Origin of the sequence: Bradyrhizobium monzae, from assembly GCF_021458635.1 — a bacterium.
Classification (GTDB): Bacteria; Pseudomonadota; Alphaproteobacteria; order Rhizobiales; family Xanthobacteraceae; genus Bradyrhizobium.
Map to the genome: position 1 here is coordinate 182470 of NZ_JAIRDQ010000014.1, position 20063 is coordinate 202532.

Sequence of the window (20063 nt, forward strand, 5' to 3'; positions counted from 1 at the left end):
TCGACAAGCACGACGACAGCGCTCAGGCCAGGGGACGATTTCGAAAATGCGCGACAATGCTCGCATGACGATCGCGTCCCGCTGCCACCAGCACCCCGTGCGTCACTTCCCGACGATTATAGAGGATGGGATCTCCGGAGAGGTCGCTCATCCTACCATCCGCTTCCTGCACGATCAAATCGGCCGCCGCAAGGTCCCAATCATGGCTGTTGCCCCCCGCAAAAGCCGCATCCAGCCCGCCATGGGCGACCCGGCAGAGCCGAAGCGCCAGCGAACCGATTCGCGGATGCAGCTTGATGTCGCCGCCGCTTGTATTGAGTCGCTCGACCATCGGCTTCGGGCCGGCGACCCGGGCGAAGTCGAGCGCGGTCCCGCCCGATGCCCGAACAGGCGTGCCATTGAGCGTCGTGCCCTGGCCGCGGGCGGCGAAAAAGAATTCGTTGGAGGTCGGCGCGAACACCGCGGCCAGCACGGGCGAGGCATCCTCGACCAGCGCGACGCTGACGCACCAGTCGTCATGGCCGCCCAGATAATTGCGGGTGCCGTCGATGGGATCGACGATCCAGGTCAGCCGCCGCGACAGCCGCGTGGCATCGTCGGCGCTTTCCTCCGACAGCCAGCCATAGTCCGGCGTGGCGCCGCGCAAGCGTGCTTCGAGCAGGTCGTTGACGGCGATGTCGGCTTCCGAGACCGGCGAGGATGCGCCCTTGGTCCACGTCTTCAGCTCGGTGCGGAACATCGACTGCGCAAGCCGGCCCGCCTCCCGCACCGTGTCTTGCAGCAGTGCCGCGTCGCGCGTCAGAACGTTTGCGTCAAGACCGTCAGCGTCCGCCAAGCGTCAGTCCTTCAATGCGCACCGTCGGCGCATTGATGCCGTAGCGGAACTCGAGATTGTTGGCCGGCTGCATCGACTTGAAGATCTCGAACAGATGGCCCGCGATCGTCACCTCGCTCACGGCATAAGTGAGCTCGCCGTTCTCGATCCAGAAGCCGGAGGCGCCGCGGCTGTAATCGCCGGTGACGCCGTTGACGCCCGAGCCGATCAGATCGGTGACGTAGAAACCCTGCTTGATATCGGCGATCAGCTCAGTGGGCGTCGGCGTGCCGGGCTCGAGATGCAGATTGTACGGTCCGGGCGACGGCGAGGACGACACGCCGCGATGGGCGTGGCCGGTGGTGGTGAGCCCGAGCTCGCGCGCGGTGGCGCAGTCGAGCAGCCAGGTCGTCAACACGCCCTCGTCGATCAGCGCGGTCTTCTTCACCGCGACGCCCTCGGCATCAAACGTCTGCGAGCGCAGGCCGCGCTTGCGCAGGGGATCGTCGATGATGCGGATGTTCTTCGCAAACAACTGCTGGCCGAGCTTGTCTTTCAGGAAGCTGGTCTTGCGCGCGATCGAAGCCCCGTTGATGGCGCCGACGACGTGGCCGACCAGCGAGCCGGCGACGCGCGGGTCGAATACGACGGGCACCTTGCAGGTCTCGACCTTGCGCGGATTGTAGCGTGCCACGGTGCGCTCGCCGGCGGAGCGGCCGACGGTCTCAGGCGACAACAGATCGGCACCGTGCGGCGCCGAGGTGAAGTCGTAGTCGCGCTCCATGGAGGTGCCTTCGCCGACGATCGCGGTGGCCGAGATGCCCTGGCTCGAGCGCAGGTATGAGCCGTGGAAACCGGTCGAGGTGACGAGCACCATGCCGCCCATGCCGGCGGAGGCCGAGGCGCCGCCGGACTTCGACACGCCCTTCACGGCAAGTGCTGCAGCCTCGGCTTCAAGTGCGCGGCGCTCGAGTTCGGCAGTCGCAGGCACATTGGGATCGAGCAGATCGAGATCGGGGAAGTCGCGCGCGAGCAGCGCGGGATCGGCGAGCCCGACATATTTGTCCGACGGCGCGACCCGCGCCATCGCGACCGCGCGTTCGGCAAGCTTGGTCACCGCATCGCCGCTGGCGTCGTTGGTCGAAACCACGGCCTGGCGCTGGCCGACGAGAACGCGCAGGCCGACATCGTCGCCCTCGGACCGCTCGGATTCCTCGACACGACCGTCGCGCACTTCGACGCCTTGCGAGACGCCGCGCACCGCTACCGCATCGGCCGCATCCGCGCCGGCGCGCTTCGCCGCCTCGACCAGACGCTGAGCGAGATCGGACAGCGCGGACTGATCGAACAGGTCGCGATTGGACTTTGAAGAGTCCTGGGGCGAAAGCGTCGAGCTTGGTGAAGGGTTCACAAACGAAATCCAGTTGGGGCGCGGGAGGTTTCGGGGCGATCAGGGGCCCTGAACACCAGATGTGCCCAAATGGTGCGGACTTCAAGCATTATCAGCCTGCAAAACGCTCAGATTCGCGGCTTCGGCGCAACGTCTCGTCAATCATGCGTGCCAAGGTCTTGTCAATCATGGCGGGCGGTGACGCTGGATTAACCAGCCTTTTTAAGCGGTTTCGAAAACGGGCGCGCTAAGGTCCTCGCATCGACCGGGAACATAATCCTGGCGGGGAGAATTAAAGCCGTGAGGCGTCAAACAGCAACATGCGGGGCCAACCCCGCCGGGTCGAGCCGCGGCTTGCGGCTCGACCCTCTTTCCCTTCCGGTCCGCTTCGATGCGCATGATCCGCGCGCCGACGGCTACACCAGGCAAATCGAGCTTCATCGCGAGCGTGTCGTGCTGCGTCGTGCCGTCCGCGGCATGCAGATGGCGATCAACGTCCGCGTCAGCGACTTCACCGGCGTCGCGTTGCGCGGCAATGACGAGGCGCAGACCCTCGTCCTGGTGCATCGCGATCCCTCACTGTCCGTTCCCCTGCTGGTCAGTGCCGATGGCGACGATCTCGCCGAGGCCTGGGCCGTGTGGAGCGAAATCTTTGCGCTGCCGCAGCTCGACGAAGCGGCCCGCAAGCCGGCACCGCGTCGTCGTCGCCGCAACGCGATCCGCGACCGCCGTCCGAAATTCTTGATGCGCCGCCGCACCGCCATGGCGCGCGAGCTGCCGGTTCATCGCCAAGAACGCGAGATCATTGCAAGGAATTAAGCGGCAATCACAGGTGCCGGGTGGACAAAGCGAAGCGTGCCCACCTTTCCATCGAAATCATTGAAAGATCGTGGGCACGGCGCTTTGCGCCTTTGCCCACCCTACGAGACCTGCGACGCCCGCATCATCGCGTCGCCCAGCAATCCCGCAAACAGCAGCGCCCCCGCATATTTGTTCGAGTAGAACAGACGCTTGCACAATTCCGGATCCTCGATCCGGAGCCGCATGATCTGCCACGCCAGATGCGCGGCGAAGGCCGCAAGCCCGATCCAGGCCGGCCAGCGCGCATCGCCTGACGCCAGCGCGACACCAATCAGCATCACCGATAATCCGTAGAACAGGATCAGCGCCTGGTGCGTATGCGCGCCAAACAGGCGCGCGGTGGACTTGATGCCGATCAGCGCGTCGTCCTCAGCGTCCTGATGCGCATAGATGGTGTCGTAGCCGATCACCCAGGCAATCGCGCCGGCGTAGAGCACCAGTGCGGTGACGTCGATGCGCCCGAAGGTGACGGCGAATCCCATCAGGGCGCCCCAGGAGAAGGCCAGCCCGAGCACGATCTGCGGCCACCAGGTGATGCGCTTCATGAAGGGATAGATCGCAACGATCAGGAGCGAGGCGATGCCGGTCAGAATCGCGAAGCGGTTGAACTGCAGCAGCACCACGAGCCCGATCAGGGCCTGCGCGACCATGAAGGCCAGCGCCTGCTTCGTTGTCACCTGCCCCGACGGCAGCGGCCGCGAGCGGGTGCGCTCGACCTTGTCGTCGAGGTCGCGGTCGGTGATATCGTTCCAGGTGCAGCCGGCACCGCGCATCACGAAGGCGCCGATGAAGAACAGCACGATGACAAGCGGGAGGCGATGAACATCATGCGCCATGCCGCTCGCGAGCGCGGCCGACCACCAGCACGGCATCAGCAAGAGCCAGGAGCCGATCGGACGATCGAAGCGGGACAAGCGCAAATACGGCCGCGCCCATTGCGGCGCGAGCGTATCGACCCAGTTGCCGGTGGAATCGGCAACGCGGGCGGATGTGTCGCTCATCGGGTGAGGACGTTGCCGTTGAGCGTGTCGAAGGTGCTGCCGCCCTTCTTGCCGGCATTGGCTTCCGGCGCCGAACCCGAACCCACCACTTCGCTGAGCGACGGACCGGCAGGACCGCGCGGCTGGTTCTGCATCTGCTGCGCAACGTTGCAGACCTTCGTCGCCATGGTCTCGGTGTTCTTGTGGCCGTCCTTCATCTGTGCGCCGACGTTCGGCGGGATTCCGCATTTGGCGGCGTGAACCTCGATGTATTTGATCATCTTGGTCTCAGCCTGGCTGAAATTGCGGATCAGCTTGCAGGCCTCGTCCGGCGGCGCGTGCCGATCGCTCGCCGCCTTGATCAGCTTGCCGCGCTTCTCGGCTTCCTCGCGGAGCGGTATGAAGGCCTTCATGCAGTCCTCGCCGGGACCGCCTTGCGTCGGCGGGGCCGCGCTGAAGGCGCCGGCACCACCGATCGGGGCCGCGCCGTTGGTCGGGAACGAGGCTTGCGGCGCGCCGCCGACGGAGGCGACCGGCGCCGAACCGTTCACGGGCGGAAACGCGGAATCGGGTGCGGACCGACCCGGCAGCGGCGCCGGGAACCCCTGCGCGTGGGCGCCAGCAGCACCCATGGTGAGCAGGGCGGCAGTGATCGGGACCATCAATCGACGGATCATCAAGATAGTCTCTCCGGCAGGAGCAAGCGGGGCTCGGCGTCTTCCCAATTGAAGCGCAACCAGCGTGCTCGCGATTTTACGATTCCCGCCAGCGCTTAACAACCCGTCGAATAGGGCAAGAGCGCGGCGCGCCGACGCACCGATTCGGCAATATTTACCCCCGAAACGGCGGCTTTCGGTTAAGAACGGCGGCGAATCGGACTTTTGATCAATGCCTTCCCACGATTTTCGCGCGCCCCGCCTGTTCGTCGAGACCTCCCTGGCCCAGGATGCCAGGGTTCCGCTCGACCGTGATCAGAGCAACTACCTCGGCAATGTGCTGCGGCTTGCCGCCGGGGCAGAGGTTTTGGCCTTCAACGGCCGCGACGGCGAATGGCAGGCCGCGATCGAAGGTCGCAAGCGGCCCGACAATCTCGTCATCCTCCAGCAAGTGCGCCCCCAGGATCGGCTGCCCGACCTCGCTTACGTCTTCGCCCCGCTCAAGCACGCCCGGCTCGATTACACGGTCCAGAAGGCCGTGGAGATGGGCGCCGCCGTCCTGCAACCGGTCCAGACCCGGTTCACCCAGGCCTCCCGTGTCAACACCGAGCGCATGCGCGCCAATGTCATCGAGGCCGCCGAGCAATGCGGAATCCTGAGCCTCGCCACCGTGGCCGAACCCGCGCCGCTCGAGCGCTACCTCAGCCAGCGCCCCACCGACCGCCTGCTGGTGTTCTGCGACGAGGCGGCCGAGGTCGAGAATCCCATCCAGAGCCTGCAACAGGCGCGCGCGTCCGGGCACGGTATCGACGTCCTGATCGGTCCCGAGGGCGGCTTCGCCGAAGAAGAGCGGGCCCTGCTGCTGCGCCAGCCAAAAATCCTGCGGCTGGCGCTGGGCCCGCGGATCCTGCGGGCCGACACGGCCGCGGTGGCAGCGCTGGCGCTGGTGCAGGCCGTGCTGGGCGATTGGGGCGGCACGCGCGACTAAAGCGCGATCTTCCTTCTAGCTGTGCTCCCGCACAGATCGATGCAGGGTCTCGGACGGCAACTCGCCGAACGCCGCCCTGTAACTCGCCGCGAACTCGCTCAAATGCCAGAAGCCATGGGCAATGGCGCAGGCCTTCACGCTGCGCCGTCCGGGGCCGGTGCGCAGCTGCCGGCGCACCGACCAGAGCCGCAGGACTCGGCTATAGCGATGCGGGCTCATGCCGCAAATGGCCTGCGTCGCACTCTGGAGGGTCCGGACCGACACGCCCACGCGCTCGGCCATTTCGGTCGTCTTGAGCCAGATCGTCAGATCGTGCCGGATCGATCTTTCCATGTCGGCGACGATCTGGAGGTAGCTCTCCGTCGTGGCGTGCACGGACCTGCTGTCCACGCTGGTCTGGATGGCGCCGTCGATCGCGTTGAGCAGCGATTGCTCGACAACCGCGCGCGACGTCGGCTCGTTCAGGAAGTCCGGATCATTGGCGGCGGTTTCGAGCGTTGCGGAGATCAGGCCGCGCAGCGAGGCGAGCACGTCCGATGTCGGGCTCAGCAAATGATAGCCATCCAGGCGAGACCAGGGCTCGCACGCGGGCGGCGTGAAGTAGACGACACCGATCAGACGGCCGACCGGCTCATAGACCAGGCAATCGGACGCGCCCTTCAGAATGACGATCGAACTACCGATCGACTGCCCGTTGATGCGGGTCGAGGTCACATGATCCATCGGCACCACCACGGCGGCGGCATGCGCCAGCTGATAACCGCGAATGATGCGCGGGAAGGTTTTCACCAGCGACAGGCTCAGGGTCGGCAGGCTGAGCCGCGCGCGCATGATCGCAGTCGACCCGGCCGCCAACGGCATGCTGGACGCACCGGCATATCTCTCGCTGTCGCCGAAATGATCGATGTCATACGACTGGAGCTCGAGCGCCGATGATGGCTTGAGCCCCTGGAACGACAACAGACGCTCCGCAGCGCCTCTTTGAACGCCATCGCGAGCAATGTTGATGCTTTGACCCATGTCCAGCCGCTTACTTCGCTTTCTTCGTCGCCACCACGACTTTGGCGGCACTCAGATCATCCGGTCCGTCGATGCCGGCGCGCTTGAGATCGCGCAGCAGCTTCGTCAGGTGCAGCATATTGGTCTTCTGTAGCTCGTGGTTGTTGCCAAACTTGAATGCGTTCTGCTCGGTCACGATCAACCCGGCCTTGGTCTCCGCGAGAATTTTCCGCCGCTTCAATCCCGCCACGCGACGGCGAACCGTCTCCAGCGGCAGGCTGAGGAAGCGCGAGAGTGCCGCGCGGGACACGCCCTGCTTGATCACATCCGGCTCGACCGTGTGAATGCTGGAAAACTTCTCGTCCAGCGACGGGTCGTTCATCACATTGATAACGTTCGCATTGAGAATCGCATGAACGATCAGAAGGTCCATCGGATCGAATTCGTCGTAGTTCCGGAACATCTCGCTGATCGAAAACAGCATGTAGGCCAGTGTGTGGCGCGAGACCGTCCGGATGATATCAGAAGCATTGCGCATGAATCAGAAACCAACATTCATCTTGTAGACGAAGGCAGCAGCGAGCGTATCATCCGGCATACCCAAATTGAGTATGCGACAACTTGCCGGCCGTCCTCAATCTCATTGTGATGTCGGAGTCTGTGGTCGCTGCGCCGCGCTGAAACTTCGGTGCTGCACCACCGTATCTAACGATTCGATGATGCCGGCTCCGTTCCGCCGGCGGTCGCGAAATGAATGGTCATGAACGACGATGCTGGGGGACGCCTGGAGCTGCATCTGATCAAAGCATTTCTCGGCATCACTGACGCGCGCAAGAGGCAGAGAATTCTCGATCTGGCGGAGCAGCTCGCGGATGACGCGGCATCGGACACCTCGGGACCGGCCCCGACCAGGAACGCGACTGTGGAAGATCGCAGAGAAGGTCCCGGTCGAGTCGACTGAATGGCGCGGCATCCCCTCGCGGGACGGCCGCATCAGCAGCACGGAACTCAACAACCAGGTATTTTATTACCTATATACCGATGCGGCGGCGAATCCGGCCGAGCTTATCCGGACAGCTCCAAACTCGTTAAGCGATTGATCCTTTGGAGGTCGAAACCGTTTTCCGGCCATGCTAAGGGCAGCGCCAATTCCTGTGCCTCCCTTGGCACCCCCTTTGGCTTCTCCTTGCCTGCCCGGTTCCGCCGGGATGATGGACCCCTGTTATGACCGCGACTGCCACCTCAAATGCTGCCGGCTCCGCCGCCTGGGCGGATACGCTGCTGTTGTCGTTTGCGCAGGCCGGCTACGTCAGGGCCGAGCCCGCCATCCTGCAGCCGGCCGAGCCGTTCCTCGACCTGTCCGGTGAGGACATCCGCAAAAGCCTCTATCTGACGACGGACCTGTCCGGCGAGGAGCTCTGCCTGCGCCCAGACCTGACGATCCCCGTGGCGCGCGACTATCTCGCCTCCAGCCGCGCCGGCCAGCCGGCCGGGTTCAGCTATCTGGGTCCCGTGTTCCGCTACCGCAGCGGGCAGGCCAGTGAATTCCTCCAGGCCGGAATCGAGTCGTTCGGCCGCCAGGATCGCGCGGCCGCGGATGCCGAAACGCTGGCGCTGGCACTGGAGGCGACCGCCGCTTTCGGTGTGCGCGACGTCGAGATCCGCACCGGCGACGTGGCGTTGTTCAACGCATTGCTCGACGCGCTCGACCTTTATCCGGTCTGGCGCCGCCGCCTGGTCAAGGACTTCCATCGCAAGATCAGCCTGGAGCAGGATCTGGAAGGGCTGGCTCGCACCACCGCAACCACGCGCAGCGAATATGAGGGTGTGCTGGCCGCGCTCGCCGGCTCCGATCGCAAGGCGGCGCTGGCCTTCGTCTCCGATCTGATGTCGATCGCCGGCACCACCAATGTCGGTGGCCGCACCACGGCCGAGATCGCCGACCGCTTCCTCGAGCAGTCGACGCTGAAGGGCGGCGCGCTGCCGCGCGAGGCGATCACCGTGCTGAAGCGCTTCCTGTCGATCTCCGGCAATCCGGATGATGCAATTGCCGAGCTGCGCGCGCTGACCGCTGATGCGAAGCTCGACCTTGCCGGCGCGATCGACCAGTTCGAGAGCCGGATCGGCTTCATGGCGGCGCGCGGCATCGACGTGAAGACCACGCGCTTCTCGACCGCGTTCGGGCGTGGCCTCGATTACTATACCGGCTTCGAATTCGAATTGCATCACAAGGGCAACGGCGCCGAGCCGCTGGTTGCCGGTGGCCGCTACGACGGACTGATGACCCAGCTCGGATCGCCGGCGCCGATCCCGGCCGTCGGCTTCTCGGTTTGGGTGGACGCGCTGACCAGAATCGGCCGCAAGGTGGGAGCTTAAGTCATGAGCGCGCCATTCGTTCTGGCCGTTCCCTCCAAGGGCCGCCTGCAGGAAAACACCGAGGCCTTCTTCGCCCGTGCCGGGCTGAAACTGTCGAAGGCCGGCGGCGCCCGCGACTATCGCGGCACGCTTGCAGGCCTCGACAATGTCGAGGTCGCCTATCTTTCGGCGAGCGAGATCGCATCGCAGCTCGCCCGCGGTTTCGCGCATCTCGGTGTCACCGGCGAAGACCTGGTGCGCGAGAATATCGCCGACGCCGACAAGCAGGTGTCGCTGATCGACGGGCTCGGCTTCGGCTATGCCGACGTCGTGGTCGCGGTGCCGCAGGCCTGGATCGACGTCCGCACCATGGCGGATCTCGACGACGTCACCACCGGCTTCCGCGAGCAGCATCACATGCGGATGCGGGTCGCGACCAAGTTCGTCAACCTCACCCGCAGCTTCTTCCAGAGCCGCGGCATCACCGATTACCGCATCGTCGAGAGCGCAGGCGCGACCGAGGGCGCACCGGCGGCCGGCAGCGCCGAGCTGATCGTCGACATTACCACGACGGGTGCGACGCTCGCCGCCAATGGCTTGCGGGTGCTCGACGACGGCGTGATCCTGCGCAGCCAGGCCAATCTGGTCGCCTCAAGGGAGGCCGACTGGTCGCCGCAGGCCCGCGAGACCGCCCGCGTCATCCTCGACCACATCGCCGCCCGGGCCCGGGCCAACAAATACCGCGAGGTCCGGACCCGCTTCCGGCAATGCGACGCCGCCCTGCTCACCGAGGCTCACAGCCGTTTCGGCGTCGAGGCGCCGTTCGGCGGACCGACCTCGTCGGGCATGCTCACGCTGCACTGCCCACCCGGCCAGCTTTACACGCTCGCGAGCTTTCTGCGCGAACATGGCGCCGAGACCGTCTCGGTCGTCTCGCTCGACTACGTGTTCGACCGGGAGAACCCTCTGTTTGCCAAGCTCGAAGCGTTCCTGCGGCGGTGAGCCTCAGGTCCGTTCAGCGTAGCGACAGCAAGCCGCAGCTACCATATGCTGTTGACCTCGACGCCTCTGGAACCTCGATCGATGATACTGGGCTCTGACGTTTCCGCCCTGACCACCACCGCAGCGAGTGCCGCCGCGAAGGGGCTGTCGATTGTCGTCCCCGTCTACAACGAAGCGGCGGGCCTCGCCGTCCTGCACCAGCGCATCTGCGAGATCGCCAAGACCTTGCGGCAACGCTACCGCCTTGCCTGCGAGGTCGTTTATGTCGACGACGGCAGTGCGGACGCAACGCTGTCGATCGCCCGTTCGCTGCCGGCCGACGCGATCGACATCCAGGTGGTTTCGCTGTCGCGCAATTTCGGCAAGGAGGCGGCGCTGATGGCCGGCCTCGACCACGCCCGCCTCGGCGCGGTCATGTTCATGGACGGCGACGGCCAGCACCCGCCGGTGCTCGTCGAACAGCTGGTGCGGCACTGGATCGAGGACGGCTATGATGTCGTCTATACGGCCAAGGCACATCGCGACAACGAGCCCTTCCTGCGCCGAGTCGCCGGGCGCGGCTTCTACGCGCTGATCAATTGGGGCGCTCGCCAGAAGATCCCGGAAGACGCCGGCGACTTCCGTTTGCTGTCACCGCGCGCGGTCGCGGCACTCAGGCAGCTGCCGGAGCGCAACCGCTTCTTCAAGGGGCTCGCAAGCTGGATCGGCTTTCGCCAGATCCGCGTCGACTACGAGCCGGCGCCGCGCACCCACGGCGTCACGACCTTCAGCGCCGCGCGTCTGCTGGGTCTGTCGATCGAAGGCGTGACTTCGTTCTCGGTCGCACCGCTCCGCTTCGCGAGCCTGCTCGGCGTCATCCTCGCCGGTGGCGCCTTCCTGTTCGGCCTCTCGATCCTCTGGGAGGTCTGGACCACCGGCAAGCAGGTGCCCGGCTATCCCTCGCTCGTGATCGGCCTGATGACGATCGGCGGCGTGCAGCTCATCATGATCGGAATCGTCGGCGAATATATCGGCAAGATCCTCTCGGAGCTGAAGGCGCGTCCGATCTACTTCGTCGCCGAGCACAGCGAAAAGCATTTCGAGGCCGACAAGGCCGGCGACGCATCCAGCAGGACCGCAGCCGAATGAGCGCGGCGGCAGCGCCGCGGCCGATCTGGCTCTGCGCCGACGATTACGGCATCAGCCCGGGCGTCAATCGTGCGATCCGCGACCTGATCGAGCGCGGACGCCTCAATGCGACGTCTGTGATGATGGTCGGCCCCGCGATCGAGCCGAGCGAGGTCGAGGCGCTTCAGGCTGCCGTGAAGGCGAGCCCGCGCTGCGCGATCGGATTGCACGTGACGCTGTCGGCGCCGTTCCGCCCCCTCACCATGCATTTCCGTCCGCTCGACGGCGACATGTTCATGGCCTTTCCAAAACTGCTGCGCGCCGGATTTCTGCGACGGCTCGACAGCGAGTTCTTTCGCAACGAGGTCAGAGCGCAGCTCGCCGCTTTCGCGGAAGCCTTCGGCCGCGCGCCCGATTTCGTCGACGGCCACCAGCATGTGCAGCTGTTTCCGCAGGTGCGCGACGGCTTCGTGGAGGCCGTCAGCGAAGCGGCGCCAAACGCCTGGGTGCGCCAGGGCGGACGTGACCTGCCGCTGGCGCAACGGCTGGCTTCACCAAAGGCAATGGTGCTCGATATCCTCAGCGCACAATTCCGCCGCCGCGCGGTGCGCGCCGGCCTTGCGTTCAATCCCGCCTTTGCCGGCGCCTATGATTTCACCCGCGCGGCCGATTTCGGCGATCTGATGCGGCAGTTCCTGGAAGGTCTGCCCGAGGGCGGCCTGGTGATGTGCCATCCCGGCTTCGTCGACGAGATCCTCGCCGGCCTCGACCCGATGACGGATGTCAGGGAACGCGAGCATGCCTATCTCGCGAGCGACGCCTTCCCGCGGCTTCTGGCGGCCAGTCACGTGACATTGGGATGAAACCCACGACAGCCAGGGCCGGGGGGCCGGGGCAGTCTGTCGCATACCGAAATTTAATCCGGCCGCCACTGTTGGGGCCACAATGGAACCCTACATCCCGCTTGCGCTTGTTTTGCGCGAGGGAGACAGATCATGACGCCGCAGGAACGCCAGCTCGTCGACGAGCTTTTCGACCGGCTTTCGAAACTGGAAAATGCACCGCGCGATCCCGACGCGATCGCCGCGATTTCAGACGGCTTACGCAAGGCGCCGGGCGCAGTCTATGCGCTGGTGCAAACCACGCTGTTGCAGGACGAAGCGCTGAAGCGCGCGCATCACCGCATCCAGGAGCTGGAAGCGGACCATGCGCTGGAGCAGCCGCAGTCCGGCGGCTTCCTCGACACCATGCGTGACACGTTGTTCGGCTCGAGCCCGTCGCGCGGTTCGGTTCCGAATGTGCCGCCGCGTGACTCCCGGCCGGTCTGGAACAGCGGCCAGGCAATGCAGCAGGCCCAGCCGGGACAACCCGGCTACGGCCAGCCGCCTTATGGTCAGGCCTACGGACAGGGCCAGGGTTATGGTCAGGGCTACGGCGCCCCGCCGGTCGGCGGTGGCGGCGGCTCGTTCCTGGGCACGGCAGCGGCGGCCGCGGCCGGCGTGGTCGGCGGCTCGCTGCTGCTCTCCAGCATCCGCGGCATGATGGGCGGCGGATCGCATCAGGCTTTTGGCGACACCAATGCCTTGGGCGACCGCAGCCCTTGGAGCAGCGACCAGTCCAGTGGCTCGCTGGCCCGCGATGCCGGTCTCAACGACATCGGATCGAACCGGGATTCGCGTCAAGGCTTCCTCGACCAGGCGTCGAACGATCGCGATAACGACGACCAGAACTACGACAACAACGACAACGGCAATACGGACCTGGCCGACGACAGCGACTTCGGTGGTGGAGACGACGACGGCAGCGACTACGCCTGAGCAAGTCCGACCCGCAAAGCAGAACGGCCGCCAAAGGGCGGCCGTTTTGTCAGTTGCGGCGGTCAGCCGCCCCAGTACGGATAGGGATTGGGATTGTATTCGGCCGGCGCCGAGTACGGGACCGGGCGAGGAACATAGGCAAAGCCCTCAGCCGCGCGCGGCGTGAGCTGGGGGGCGAAGGTCTGGCCGGCAGGGGCGACATGGCGCCGATGATGCACGGTGCCCGCACCAGCCGAGGCGGTCAGAGCGACGAGAACACCCAAAGCCAAGATCGTACGCATCGCATTGCTCCAAGGTGAGTAGCTATGCGCACCCACATAGGACCAGGGCATTACCGCACCAATCCGCCGCTCCTTCACGACTGCTCACATCTGCGGCATCTCTGAAGCCGCAGGCCCTCACATCACCACGACCTTGGTGCCGACATTGACGCGGCCGTAGAGGTCGATGACGTCTTCGTTGCGCATACGGATGCAGCCGGAGGAGACGTTGGTGCCGATGGTCCAGGGCTCGTTGGAGCCGTGGATGCGGTAGAGCGTGGAGCCCAGATACATCGCGCGCGCGCCAAGCGGGTTTTCCGGGCCGCCCTCCATGTGCCGCGGCAGATCGGGGCGGCGTGCGATCATTTCCGCCGGCGGCGTCCAGTCCGGCCATTCGCGCTTCGCCGTGATCGACTTCACGCCGCTCCAGGTGAAACCCTCGCGTCCGACCCCGATGCCGTAGCGCATCGCCCGGCCGTTGCCCTCGACGAGATAGAGAAACTTGTTGTTGGAATCGACCACGATCGTGCCGGCAGTTTCCTTGCCGCTATAGTCGACGAGTTGTTTCTCGAATTTCGGATCGAACGTACGCTGCCGCGGATCGATCGCCTCCTGCTGGAGAGCTGCGCCTTGCTGATATCCACCCTGCATCTGCGGCCCGCCCATCGGCGGCAGACGGCGTAGATCGTTGTAGCCGGGCTGCTGCTGATAGATTGACTGCTGCGGCTCATAGGCCGGACCGCGGCCGGGCCCATCGCCGAACAGGAACTCGATGAAGCCGCCGCCCATGTTGGCATTGGAGACGACGCGCACCGGCGGCGGGACGACACGCGGCTGGTAGAGCATCGGGGGCGGATCGTTCGGCACCGTGTTGTCGAAAGCTGCGGCGCGATCAGCGCCGACAATGAAGGCGCAAGCGCTGCCGAGCAGCGCGACAGACATTTTCTTGAACATCGACGTACTCTGTACTGTTTCGTCTAGTTGCATTCGCCGCCGAACGCGTTGGTTGTGCGCGTCCTCGACGTGGTCAATAGAGAGCAAACTCCGTTTCGTTTGGTAAACGGGAGCGGCGTTTCGATTCACCACGTCGCGATCGGCGCGGCAATTTGTCGATCAGCGTTTATTTTCGATGAAGGGCCGAGCCTCATGGTTAATCGCCCGTTTGCATGCCGTCGCGCGCAACCGCACGACAGTTCCGGTTGTGAACCTCGTGTTAAATCGCTTCTGCCTACAAAGACGCGTGAATGAGGTGGGGGGAGTTCCTGATGGCTATTCACCGCAAGCGTTTTCGTGTCGAGGATATCGCCGGTGGCGAGATGCCAATTCTTGACGTAGCAGAAGAGGCAGGCCCGATGCATAGCGAGATTATGGCGGAGCTGCGCGCGATCCGCGCACAGATGGCAAAGGGCGCGGTGCCCTTGACCGGCAGCGCAGCCATGGCGGCGATCGACGCCTCCACGGCGCGGGAGCTTTCCGACGCACGCACGATGCTCGATACCTATCGGGCCCAGATCGAGCAGTGCGAGAAGCTGAAGGTCGAGCTCGACCTCATCCATGACGCCATCGACCGCACCAAGCGCGAGATCGCGACCCTGCACGGTAAGAGCTTCGACGGCGGCGAGATGGCCAAAGTCAATGGCGAGCTCGGCGCGGTGGTCGGCGGTACCGAACAGGCGACCCAGCAGATCCTCGAAGCCGCCGAATCGATCGACCAGGCGGCATCCGCTCTCGGCAAGGTCGACTCGATCGACCAGCAGAAGCGCCTCGCCGACGACATCCAGGAACGCGTCATCTCGATCTTCGAGGCCTGCAACTTCCAGGACCTGACCGGCCAGCGCATCAGCAAGGTCATGACCACGATGAAGTTCATCGAGCAGCACATCAATGCGATGATGGACATCTGGGGTGGCGTCGACGCGATCAAGTCCCACGTGCCGGCGCAGGTCGACACCCGCAGCGAGGACGACAAGCTGCTCAACGGCCCGAAGCTCGCCGGCGACGTCGGCCACGCCTCGCAGGACGACATCGACGCGCTGTTCGACTAAGCGAACGCGACAGAGAGACAAACGAAACGCCGGCGCGAGCCGGCGTTTTTTGTTGTCTTCGTGGTGAGGCCGGAAGCCCGATCACGCCTTCGGCGCGCAGCGGACGTAGACCATGTTGCCGTAGCGGGTGGCGGCGTCCTTGTCGACGAAGCGGGTGATCATGACGCGGCCGTCGAAGGAGACGATCTCGCGGTCCTGCTCCCCTGGGGTCGGGCCGGGTGGGCCGATATAGTTCTTGCCGCTCGGCGAGCCCTTCAGCCGCAGTTCCTGCGGCGTGGCCTGGTCGGCGAGATGCATGATCACGCCACCGGAGGAACCGGCGCCGATCACGTAGGGATTTTTGCACTGGGCTCGCGCCGCCGCCTCGGTGCGGGCGCGGTCGGCCGGGTTCTGGAACGAGGCGAGACCCCAGCGGCCGACGATCTCGTCGGCGCGGATCGAGGCCGGCATTTCCGGCGCGACGCCGGGCTCGGCCTCGGGGGCCGGCTGGGACGAGGAGAAGGACGGCAGGCTCATGCCGCCGCCGCAGGCGCCGAGCAGCAACGCCAGGCAAGAGGCGGCCGCCAGATTAGCAACCGTGCGCGCGTGAGCTGAACTGATCATGGCATCCCCCCGAACAAGACCATGGCCGCATCCCTTTCGCAGCCAAGCGCAAAACCGCAGCCGTAGCAATGACGTCCTAATATACGCCAGCGCCGCGAACGAGTTTCCAGTGCCACCATCCTATATCCGCCTCACCAATCGCTTAACCACCTTTGCTTGACAGGATCGCAGCCAAGCCATATCCCCTGCGCACTATTAGCACTCGGAAAGATCGATTGCTAAGCGCGCCGTTCGATCCTCGGAAAGAGGGTGGACGGGAGCGCCGCCCCCACCCACTTCCGCTGCTTTCGGAAAAGCGAGCCTCCAAAGGGAAACGTCATGGCTAAGTCCAAATTTCGTCCGCTGCATGACCGTGTCGTGGTCAAACGTATCGATGCCGAGGCAAAAACCAAGGGCGGCATCATCATCCCCGACACCGCCAAGGAAAAGCCGTCCCAGGGCGAAGTCGTCGCCGTCGGCCCCGGTGGCCGCGACGAGGCTGGCAAGCTGATCCCGATCGACCTCAAGGTCGGCGACGTCGTGCTGTTCGGCAAGTGGTCGGGCACCGAGGTCAAGATCGACAACGAAGACCTCCTGATCATGAAGGAGTCGGACATCATGGGCGTGATGGCCTAAGGCCAGACGCCTGAACGGCCGCTGAATGCCATGCCCGGATCATCAGGTCCGGGCATCCATCATTCGGCCGCACAGCACCAAACAAGACACATCACGAAACACGAGGGATTCCAGACCATGGCTGCCAAGGACGTCAAGTTTTCCGGAGACGCGCGCGATCGCATGCTGCGCGGCGTCGACATTCTCGCCAACGCCGTCAAGGTGACGCTCGGCCCGAAGGGCCGCAACGTCGTCATCGAGAAGTCGTTCGGCGCACCCCGCATCACCAAGGACGGCGTCACCGTCGCCAAGGAGATCGAGCTCGAGGACAAGTTCGAGAACATGGGCGCCCAGATGGTGCGTGAGGTCGCCTCCAAGACCAACGACCTCGCCGGCGACGGTACCACCACCGCGACCGTACTGGCCCAGGCCATCGTGCGCGAAGGCGCCAAGGCGGTTGCCGCCGGCATGAACCCGATGGACCTCAAGCGCGGCATCGACACCGCGGTCGCGGCCGTCGTCAAGGACATCGAGAAGCGCGCCAAGCCGGTTGCCGCCTCCTCCGAGGTCGCCCAGGTCGGCACCATCTCGGCCAACGGCGACGCCGCCATCGGCAAGATGATCGCTCAGGCGATGCAGAAGGTCGGCAACGAGGGCGTCATCACGGTCGAGGAAAACAAGTCGCTCGACACCGAAGTCGACATCGTCGAGGGCATGAAGTTCGACCGCGGCTATCTGTCGCCCTACTTCGTCACCAACCCCGAGAAGATGACCGCCGAGCTCGAGGACGCCTACATCCTCCTGCACGAGAAGAAGCTCTCCGGCCTGCAGGCCATGCTGCCGGTGCTGGAAGCCGTGGTGCAGTCGGGCAAGCCGCTCGTCATCATCGCCGAGGACGTCGAGGGCGAGGCGCTGGCGACCCTGGTCGTCAACCGCCTGCGTGGCGGCCTCAAGGTTGCCGCCGTCAAGGCGCCGGGCTTCGGCGATCGCCGCAAGGCCATGCTGGAAGACCTCGCGATCCTGACCGGCGGTCAGCTGATCTCCGATGATCTCGGCATGAAGCTCGAGAACGTCACGGTGAAGATGCTGGGTCGTGCCGGCAAGGTCGTGATCGACAAGGAGAACACCACGATCGTCAAGGGCGCCGGCAAGAAGCCGGAGATCGAGGCCCGCGTCGGGCAGATCAAGGCCCAGATCGAAGAGACCACCTCGGACTACGACCGTGAGAAGCTCCAGGAGCGTCTCGCCAAGCTCGCCGGCGGCGTCGCGGTGATCCGCGTCGGCGGCGCGACCGAGATCGAGGTCAAGGAGAAGAAGGACCGCGTCGAGGACGCGCTCAACGCCACCCGCGCCGCGGTGCAGGAAGGTATCGTCCCCGGCGGCGGCGTGACGCTGCTGCGCGCCAAGAAGGCGGTCGGCCGTCTCACCAACGCCAATGCCGACGTGCAGGCCGGCATCAACATCGTGCTGAAGGCGCTGGAAGCTCCGATCCGCCAGATCTCGGAGAATGCCGGCGTTGAGGGCTCGATCGTTGTCGGCAAGATCCTCGAGAACAAGTCCGAGACCTTCGGCTTCGACGCCCAGACCGAGGAATATGTCGACATGATCGAGAAGGGCATCATCGATCCCGCCAAGGTGGTGCGCACCGCGCTGCAGGACGCCTCCTCCGTGGCCGGCCTGCTGGTGACCACCGAGGCGATGGTCGCCGAAGCGCCGAGGAAGGACACCCCGTCCGCGCCGGCCGGCGGCGGCATGGGCGGCTTCTAAGCCGATCCTCATCTGACAGTGTTGCGAAGGCCGCCTCCGGGCGGCCTTCTTTTTTGCCGACACTGGCCTGCGCTTCAACCGGCGGCCAAAACCCACTACGGTGGCGCCCGATTCCATTCGTTCGAGGATTTCGTCGATGCGCGCGCTTCTGGTTTGTTCGACAGCCCTTTTGGCCGCCCTGCTCTCCGTCTCGCCCGAGCTCGCCTCTGCCCAGATGAAGCTGTCGCCGAAGGCCACGGCGCCCGGTGGCATGGAGACGCGCTATTTCACCTCGATCGACGGCCTGATGGACGGCAATGCCGACGTGATCCTGAAGGAGACGCGTCAGGGCAAGACGGTCACCGCGGCGGTGCTCGACGTCTGCTACCCCGTCGCCAAGAACTCCGACCGCAAGGACCGCTTCGTCGTCAATCTCCAGATCGCGGGCCAGACGCTGAGCGGAACGACGCAAAGCCTCGGCGCAAAGGCGCCGGTCAGCGTCAAGCTCACGCGCAAGCCGACCGGCGACACCTTCGAGTTCCGCGGCCAGATCGGCATCGGCCAGGCCGTGACCGAAGTGACCTCGCCCGACAATGCCGATCTCAGCGAGAAGGAATTTCTGGACAACCAGACCACCGACGACGGCATCACGCCCCAGCCGAAGGATTTTACCGAAGTTTCCCCGGAAGCGATCGCGGTCAAGGTCAAGCTGGATAACGCGACCGACTTCTTGAAGAGCCTCAAGGGCCAGGACGTCGAGGTGACGCTGGCAAGCCTTTCCGTCGGCTGCGACGCGCTGCGCGCCGGCGAGCAGACCATCAATATGTCGGTCGATCCGGAGCGCTCGGCCGCGCTGCTCGCGAAATTCAAGGCGATGCCGGGCGTCACGGCCGCCGGCTGGACCGTGGGGCTCGCCGAGATGGACCGCACCATCCGCATTCCCGCCGCCGACTGGCGCGACGGCGACAAGATCAACCGCGACAAGCTTGCCACTGCAATTGCCGGCGTGCTGAGCAAGACGCTCGCGGCCAAGCCGGCTTCGCAGAGCTTCAACGCCGCCACCGGCAAACTCAAGCTCGTCTTCAAGCGGCCGAACCAGGATTTCCCGGCGCTTGAGCTTACCGACACGATCGAGGTGTCAGGCCTCGTCTCCGCCGACAAGCCAGGGACGACCGACAGACTGATGGTCTGGATCGGCAGCCCCTCGACCACGACCGCCGATGAGAGCAGCGGCGCAAAGCTCAACGTGTCGGACGAGGCGACGGCCGACGAGGAAGCCGACCAGCCCGACGACAACGGCTCGCTCGAGGCGCTCGCCAAGGAGCTGAAGGGCCAGCGCTGGGACGCCGACAAGTCGGTGTGGAAATAACCGTCAATTCCCGTTGGCGCGAAACCGCAGCTGCTTCGGGCCGATCAGCGTGAGCACGTCGCCCTGGCGCTTCCAGGTCTCGACGGCGGCGAGAGCGGCGACGAGTTCGTCATCGGCCTGGGCTTTTGCCGGCGGACAGGACCGATCCTGAATTGCGCCGGGAACGAAAATCACGGTGTTGCCGGCCACCGAGAACTGGCCCTTGCCGCCCTTGCACCAGAGCTCGACCACCACCTCGCCATTGTCACCGATCTCGAGGTTCGGAATTCGTTTCGAACCGGGCTGCGGCACGGCCTCCAGCGTCATCTCGGTGCCGAACGGAAAGCCCTCTTCCGCACGCGCAACGGCGGACATCACCAGCGACGCAGCCGCCGCGCACACCATCTGCTTCAACGATATCATGAGACCTCTCGACCGACCCGCTTCGCGGTCTTTTATAAGACGGCAAAGCCTTTGAGAAGGTTCGCCGATTCAAGG

The 20063-nt window shown here is 65.0% G+C and carries 22 protein-coding genes; 12 read left to right on the top strand and 10 right to left on the bottom strand.

The genetic code is table 11. The features are described from left to right. Positions 1–22 precede the first annotated feature (22 nt). Complete coding sequence (locus tag K3F49_RS35280) at positions 23–835, bottom strand: inositol monophosphatase family protein (RefSeq protein ID WP_234685463.1); 813 nt, start codon at positions 833–835, stop codon at positions 23–25. Next, positions 822–2225, bottom strand: a complete 1404-nt coding sequence (locus K3F49_RS35285; protein ID WP_234685464.1) for a TldD/PmbA family protein — start codon at positions 2223–2225, stop codon at positions 822–824. Before K3F49_RS35285 ends, K3F49_RS35280 begins: the two co-directional genes overlap by 14 nt. A gap of 279 nt (positions 2226–2504) precedes the next feature. Between K3F49_RS35285 and K3F49_RS35290 the strand changes: the two genes are divergently transcribed. Next, the gene (locus K3F49_RS35290; RefSeq protein WP_234685465.1) at positions 2505–3023 is read left to right on the top strand and encodes a DUF6101 family protein; all 519 of its coding nucleotides are present in this window, start codon (positions 2505–2507) and stop codon (positions 3021–3023) included. 101 nt (positions 3024–3124) lie between these two features. Here the strand turns inward: K3F49_RS35290 and ubiA are convergent, their stop codons facing one another. After that, entirely contained in the window at positions 3125–4066 is a 942-nt protein-coding gene (gene ubiA, locus K3F49_RS35295; RefSeq protein ID WP_234685466.1) for a 4-hydroxybenzoate octaprenyltransferase, read from the bottom strand. Then, entirely contained in the window at positions 4063–4722 is a 660-nt protein-coding gene (locus K3F49_RS35300; protein ID WP_234685467.1) for a hypothetical protein, read from the bottom strand. The genes ubiA and K3F49_RS35300 overlap by 4 nt, the downstream gene beginning before the upstream one ends. A gap of 211 nt (positions 4723–4933) precedes the next feature. Here K3F49_RS35300 and K3F49_RS35305 point away from each other — a divergent pair, with 211 nt between their 5' ends. Continuing rightward, positions 4934–5689: a 16S rRNA (uracil(1498)-N(3))-methyltransferase gene (locus tag K3F49_RS35305; protein ID WP_234685468.1), complete on the top strand. Its 756-nt coding sequence runs from the start codon at positions 4934–4936 to the stop codon at positions 5687–5689. A gap of 15 nt (positions 5690–5704) precedes the next feature. Here K3F49_RS35305 and K3F49_RS35310 read toward each other — a convergent pair whose 3' ends face one another. Together K3F49_RS35310 and K3F49_RS35315 are read right to left on the bottom strand one after the other, a co-directional pair. Next, entirely contained in the window at positions 5705–6649 is a 945-nt protein-coding gene (locus K3F49_RS35310; protein WP_234685469.1) for a helix-turn-helix domain-containing protein, read from the bottom strand. A 70-nt stretch (positions 6650–6719) separates the two neighbouring features. Next, the gene (locus K3F49_RS35315; RefSeq protein WP_234685470.1) at positions 6720–7226 is read right to left on the bottom strand and encodes a hypothetical protein; all 507 of its coding nucleotides are present in this window, start codon (positions 7224–7226) and stop codon (positions 6720–6722) included. 222 nt (positions 7227–7448) lie between these two features. Between K3F49_RS35315 and K3F49_RS35320 the strand changes: the two genes are divergently transcribed. The 6 genes from K3F49_RS35320 to K3F49_RS35345 all read left to right on the top strand — a co-directional run bounded on the left by K3F49_RS35320 (position 7449) and on the right by K3F49_RS35345 (position 12969). Beyond that, positions 7449–7649: a hypothetical protein gene (locus K3F49_RS35320; RefSeq protein WP_234685471.1), complete on the top strand. Its 201-nt coding sequence runs from the start codon at positions 7449–7451 to the stop codon at positions 7647–7649. A 263-nt stretch (positions 7650–7912) separates the two neighbouring features. Further along, positions 7913–9064, top strand: a complete 1152-nt coding sequence (locus K3F49_RS35325) for an ATP phosphoribosyltransferase regulatory subunit (RefSeq protein WP_234685472.1) — start codon at positions 7913–7915, stop codon at positions 9062–9064. 3 nt (positions 9065–9067) lie between these two features. After that, a complete protein-coding gene (gene hisG / locus K3F49_RS35330) occupies positions 9068–10045 on the top strand; it encodes an ATP phosphoribosyltransferase (RefSeq protein WP_234685473.1) in 978 nt (325 codons plus the stop codon). 81 nt (positions 10046–10126) lie between these two features. After that, entirely contained in the window at positions 10127–11173 is a 1047-nt protein-coding gene (locus K3F49_RS35335) for a glycosyltransferase family 2 protein (protein ID WP_234685474.1), read from the top strand. Then, entirely contained in the window at positions 11170–12015 is an 846-nt protein-coding gene (locus K3F49_RS35340) for a ChbG/HpnK family deacetylase (RefSeq protein WP_234685475.1), read from the top strand. The genes K3F49_RS35335 and K3F49_RS35340 overlap by 4 nt, the downstream gene beginning before the upstream one ends. A 132-nt stretch (positions 12016–12147) precedes the next feature. Next, the gene (locus K3F49_RS35345) at positions 12148–12969 is read left to right on the top strand and encodes a DUF2076 domain-containing protein (RefSeq protein ID WP_234685476.1); all 822 of its coding nucleotides are present in this window, start codon (positions 12148–12150) and stop codon (positions 12967–12969) included. A 62-nt stretch (positions 12970–13031) separates the two neighbouring features. Here the strand turns inward: K3F49_RS35345 and K3F49_RS35350 are convergent, their stop codons facing one another. Beyond that, positions 13032–13250, bottom strand: coding sequence for a hypothetical protein (locus K3F49_RS35350; RefSeq protein ID WP_234685477.1), 219 nt, complete (start codon positions 13248–13250; stop codon positions 13032–13034). A 117-nt stretch (positions 13251–13367) separates the two neighbouring features. After that, positions 13368–14183, bottom strand: coding sequence for a L,D-transpeptidase (locus tag K3F49_RS35355; RefSeq protein ID WP_234685478.1), 816 nt, complete (start codon positions 14181–14183; stop codon positions 13368–13370). A gap of 311 nt (positions 14184–14494) precedes the next feature. Between K3F49_RS35355 and K3F49_RS35360 the strand changes: the two genes are divergently transcribed. Further along, the gene (locus K3F49_RS35360) at positions 14495–15274 is read left to right on the top strand and encodes a protein phosphatase CheZ (RefSeq protein WP_234685479.1); all 780 of its coding nucleotides are present in this window, start codon (positions 14495–14497) and stop codon (positions 15272–15274) included. An 81-nt stretch (positions 15275–15355) separates the two neighbouring features. On the opposite strand, the gene K3F49_RS35365 is transcribed toward K3F49_RS35360, so the two are convergent. After that, positions 15356–15877 carry a hypothetical protein gene (locus K3F49_RS35365; protein WP_234685480.1) on the bottom strand — a complete coding sequence of 174 codons (522 nt, stop codon included), beginning with the start codon at positions 15875–15877 and terminating at the stop codon, positions 15356–15358. A 318-nt stretch (positions 15878–16195) separates the two neighbouring features. Here K3F49_RS35365 and K3F49_RS35370 point away from each other — a divergent pair, with 318 nt between their 5' ends. From K3F49_RS35370 to K3F49_RS35380, 3 genes are all read left to right on the top strand, one after another. Beyond that, positions 16196–16492, top strand: a complete 297-nt coding sequence (locus tag K3F49_RS35370; protein ID WP_234685481.1) for a co-chaperone GroES — start codon at positions 16196–16198, stop codon at positions 16490–16492. Between the two features lie 117 nt (positions 16493–16609). Then, entirely contained in the window at positions 16610–18238 is a 1629-nt protein-coding gene (gene groL, locus K3F49_RS35375; protein WP_234685482.1) for a chaperonin GroEL, read from the top strand. A gap of 136 nt (positions 18239–18374) precedes the next feature. Beyond that, positions 18375–19586 (top strand): hypothetical protein, encoded by a 1212-nt coding sequence (locus K3F49_RS35380; protein ID WP_234685483.1) that lies wholly within the window; start codon positions 18375–18377, stop codon positions 19584–19586. A 3-nt stretch (positions 19587–19589) separates the two neighbouring features. Here K3F49_RS35380 and K3F49_RS35385 read toward each other — a convergent pair whose 3' ends face one another. After that, on the bottom strand, positions 19590–19988 hold the full coding sequence (locus tag K3F49_RS35385; RefSeq protein WP_234685484.1) for an META domain-containing protein: 399 nt from the start codon (positions 19986–19988) through the stop codon (positions 19590–19592). Positions 19989–20063 lie beyond the last annotated feature (75 nt).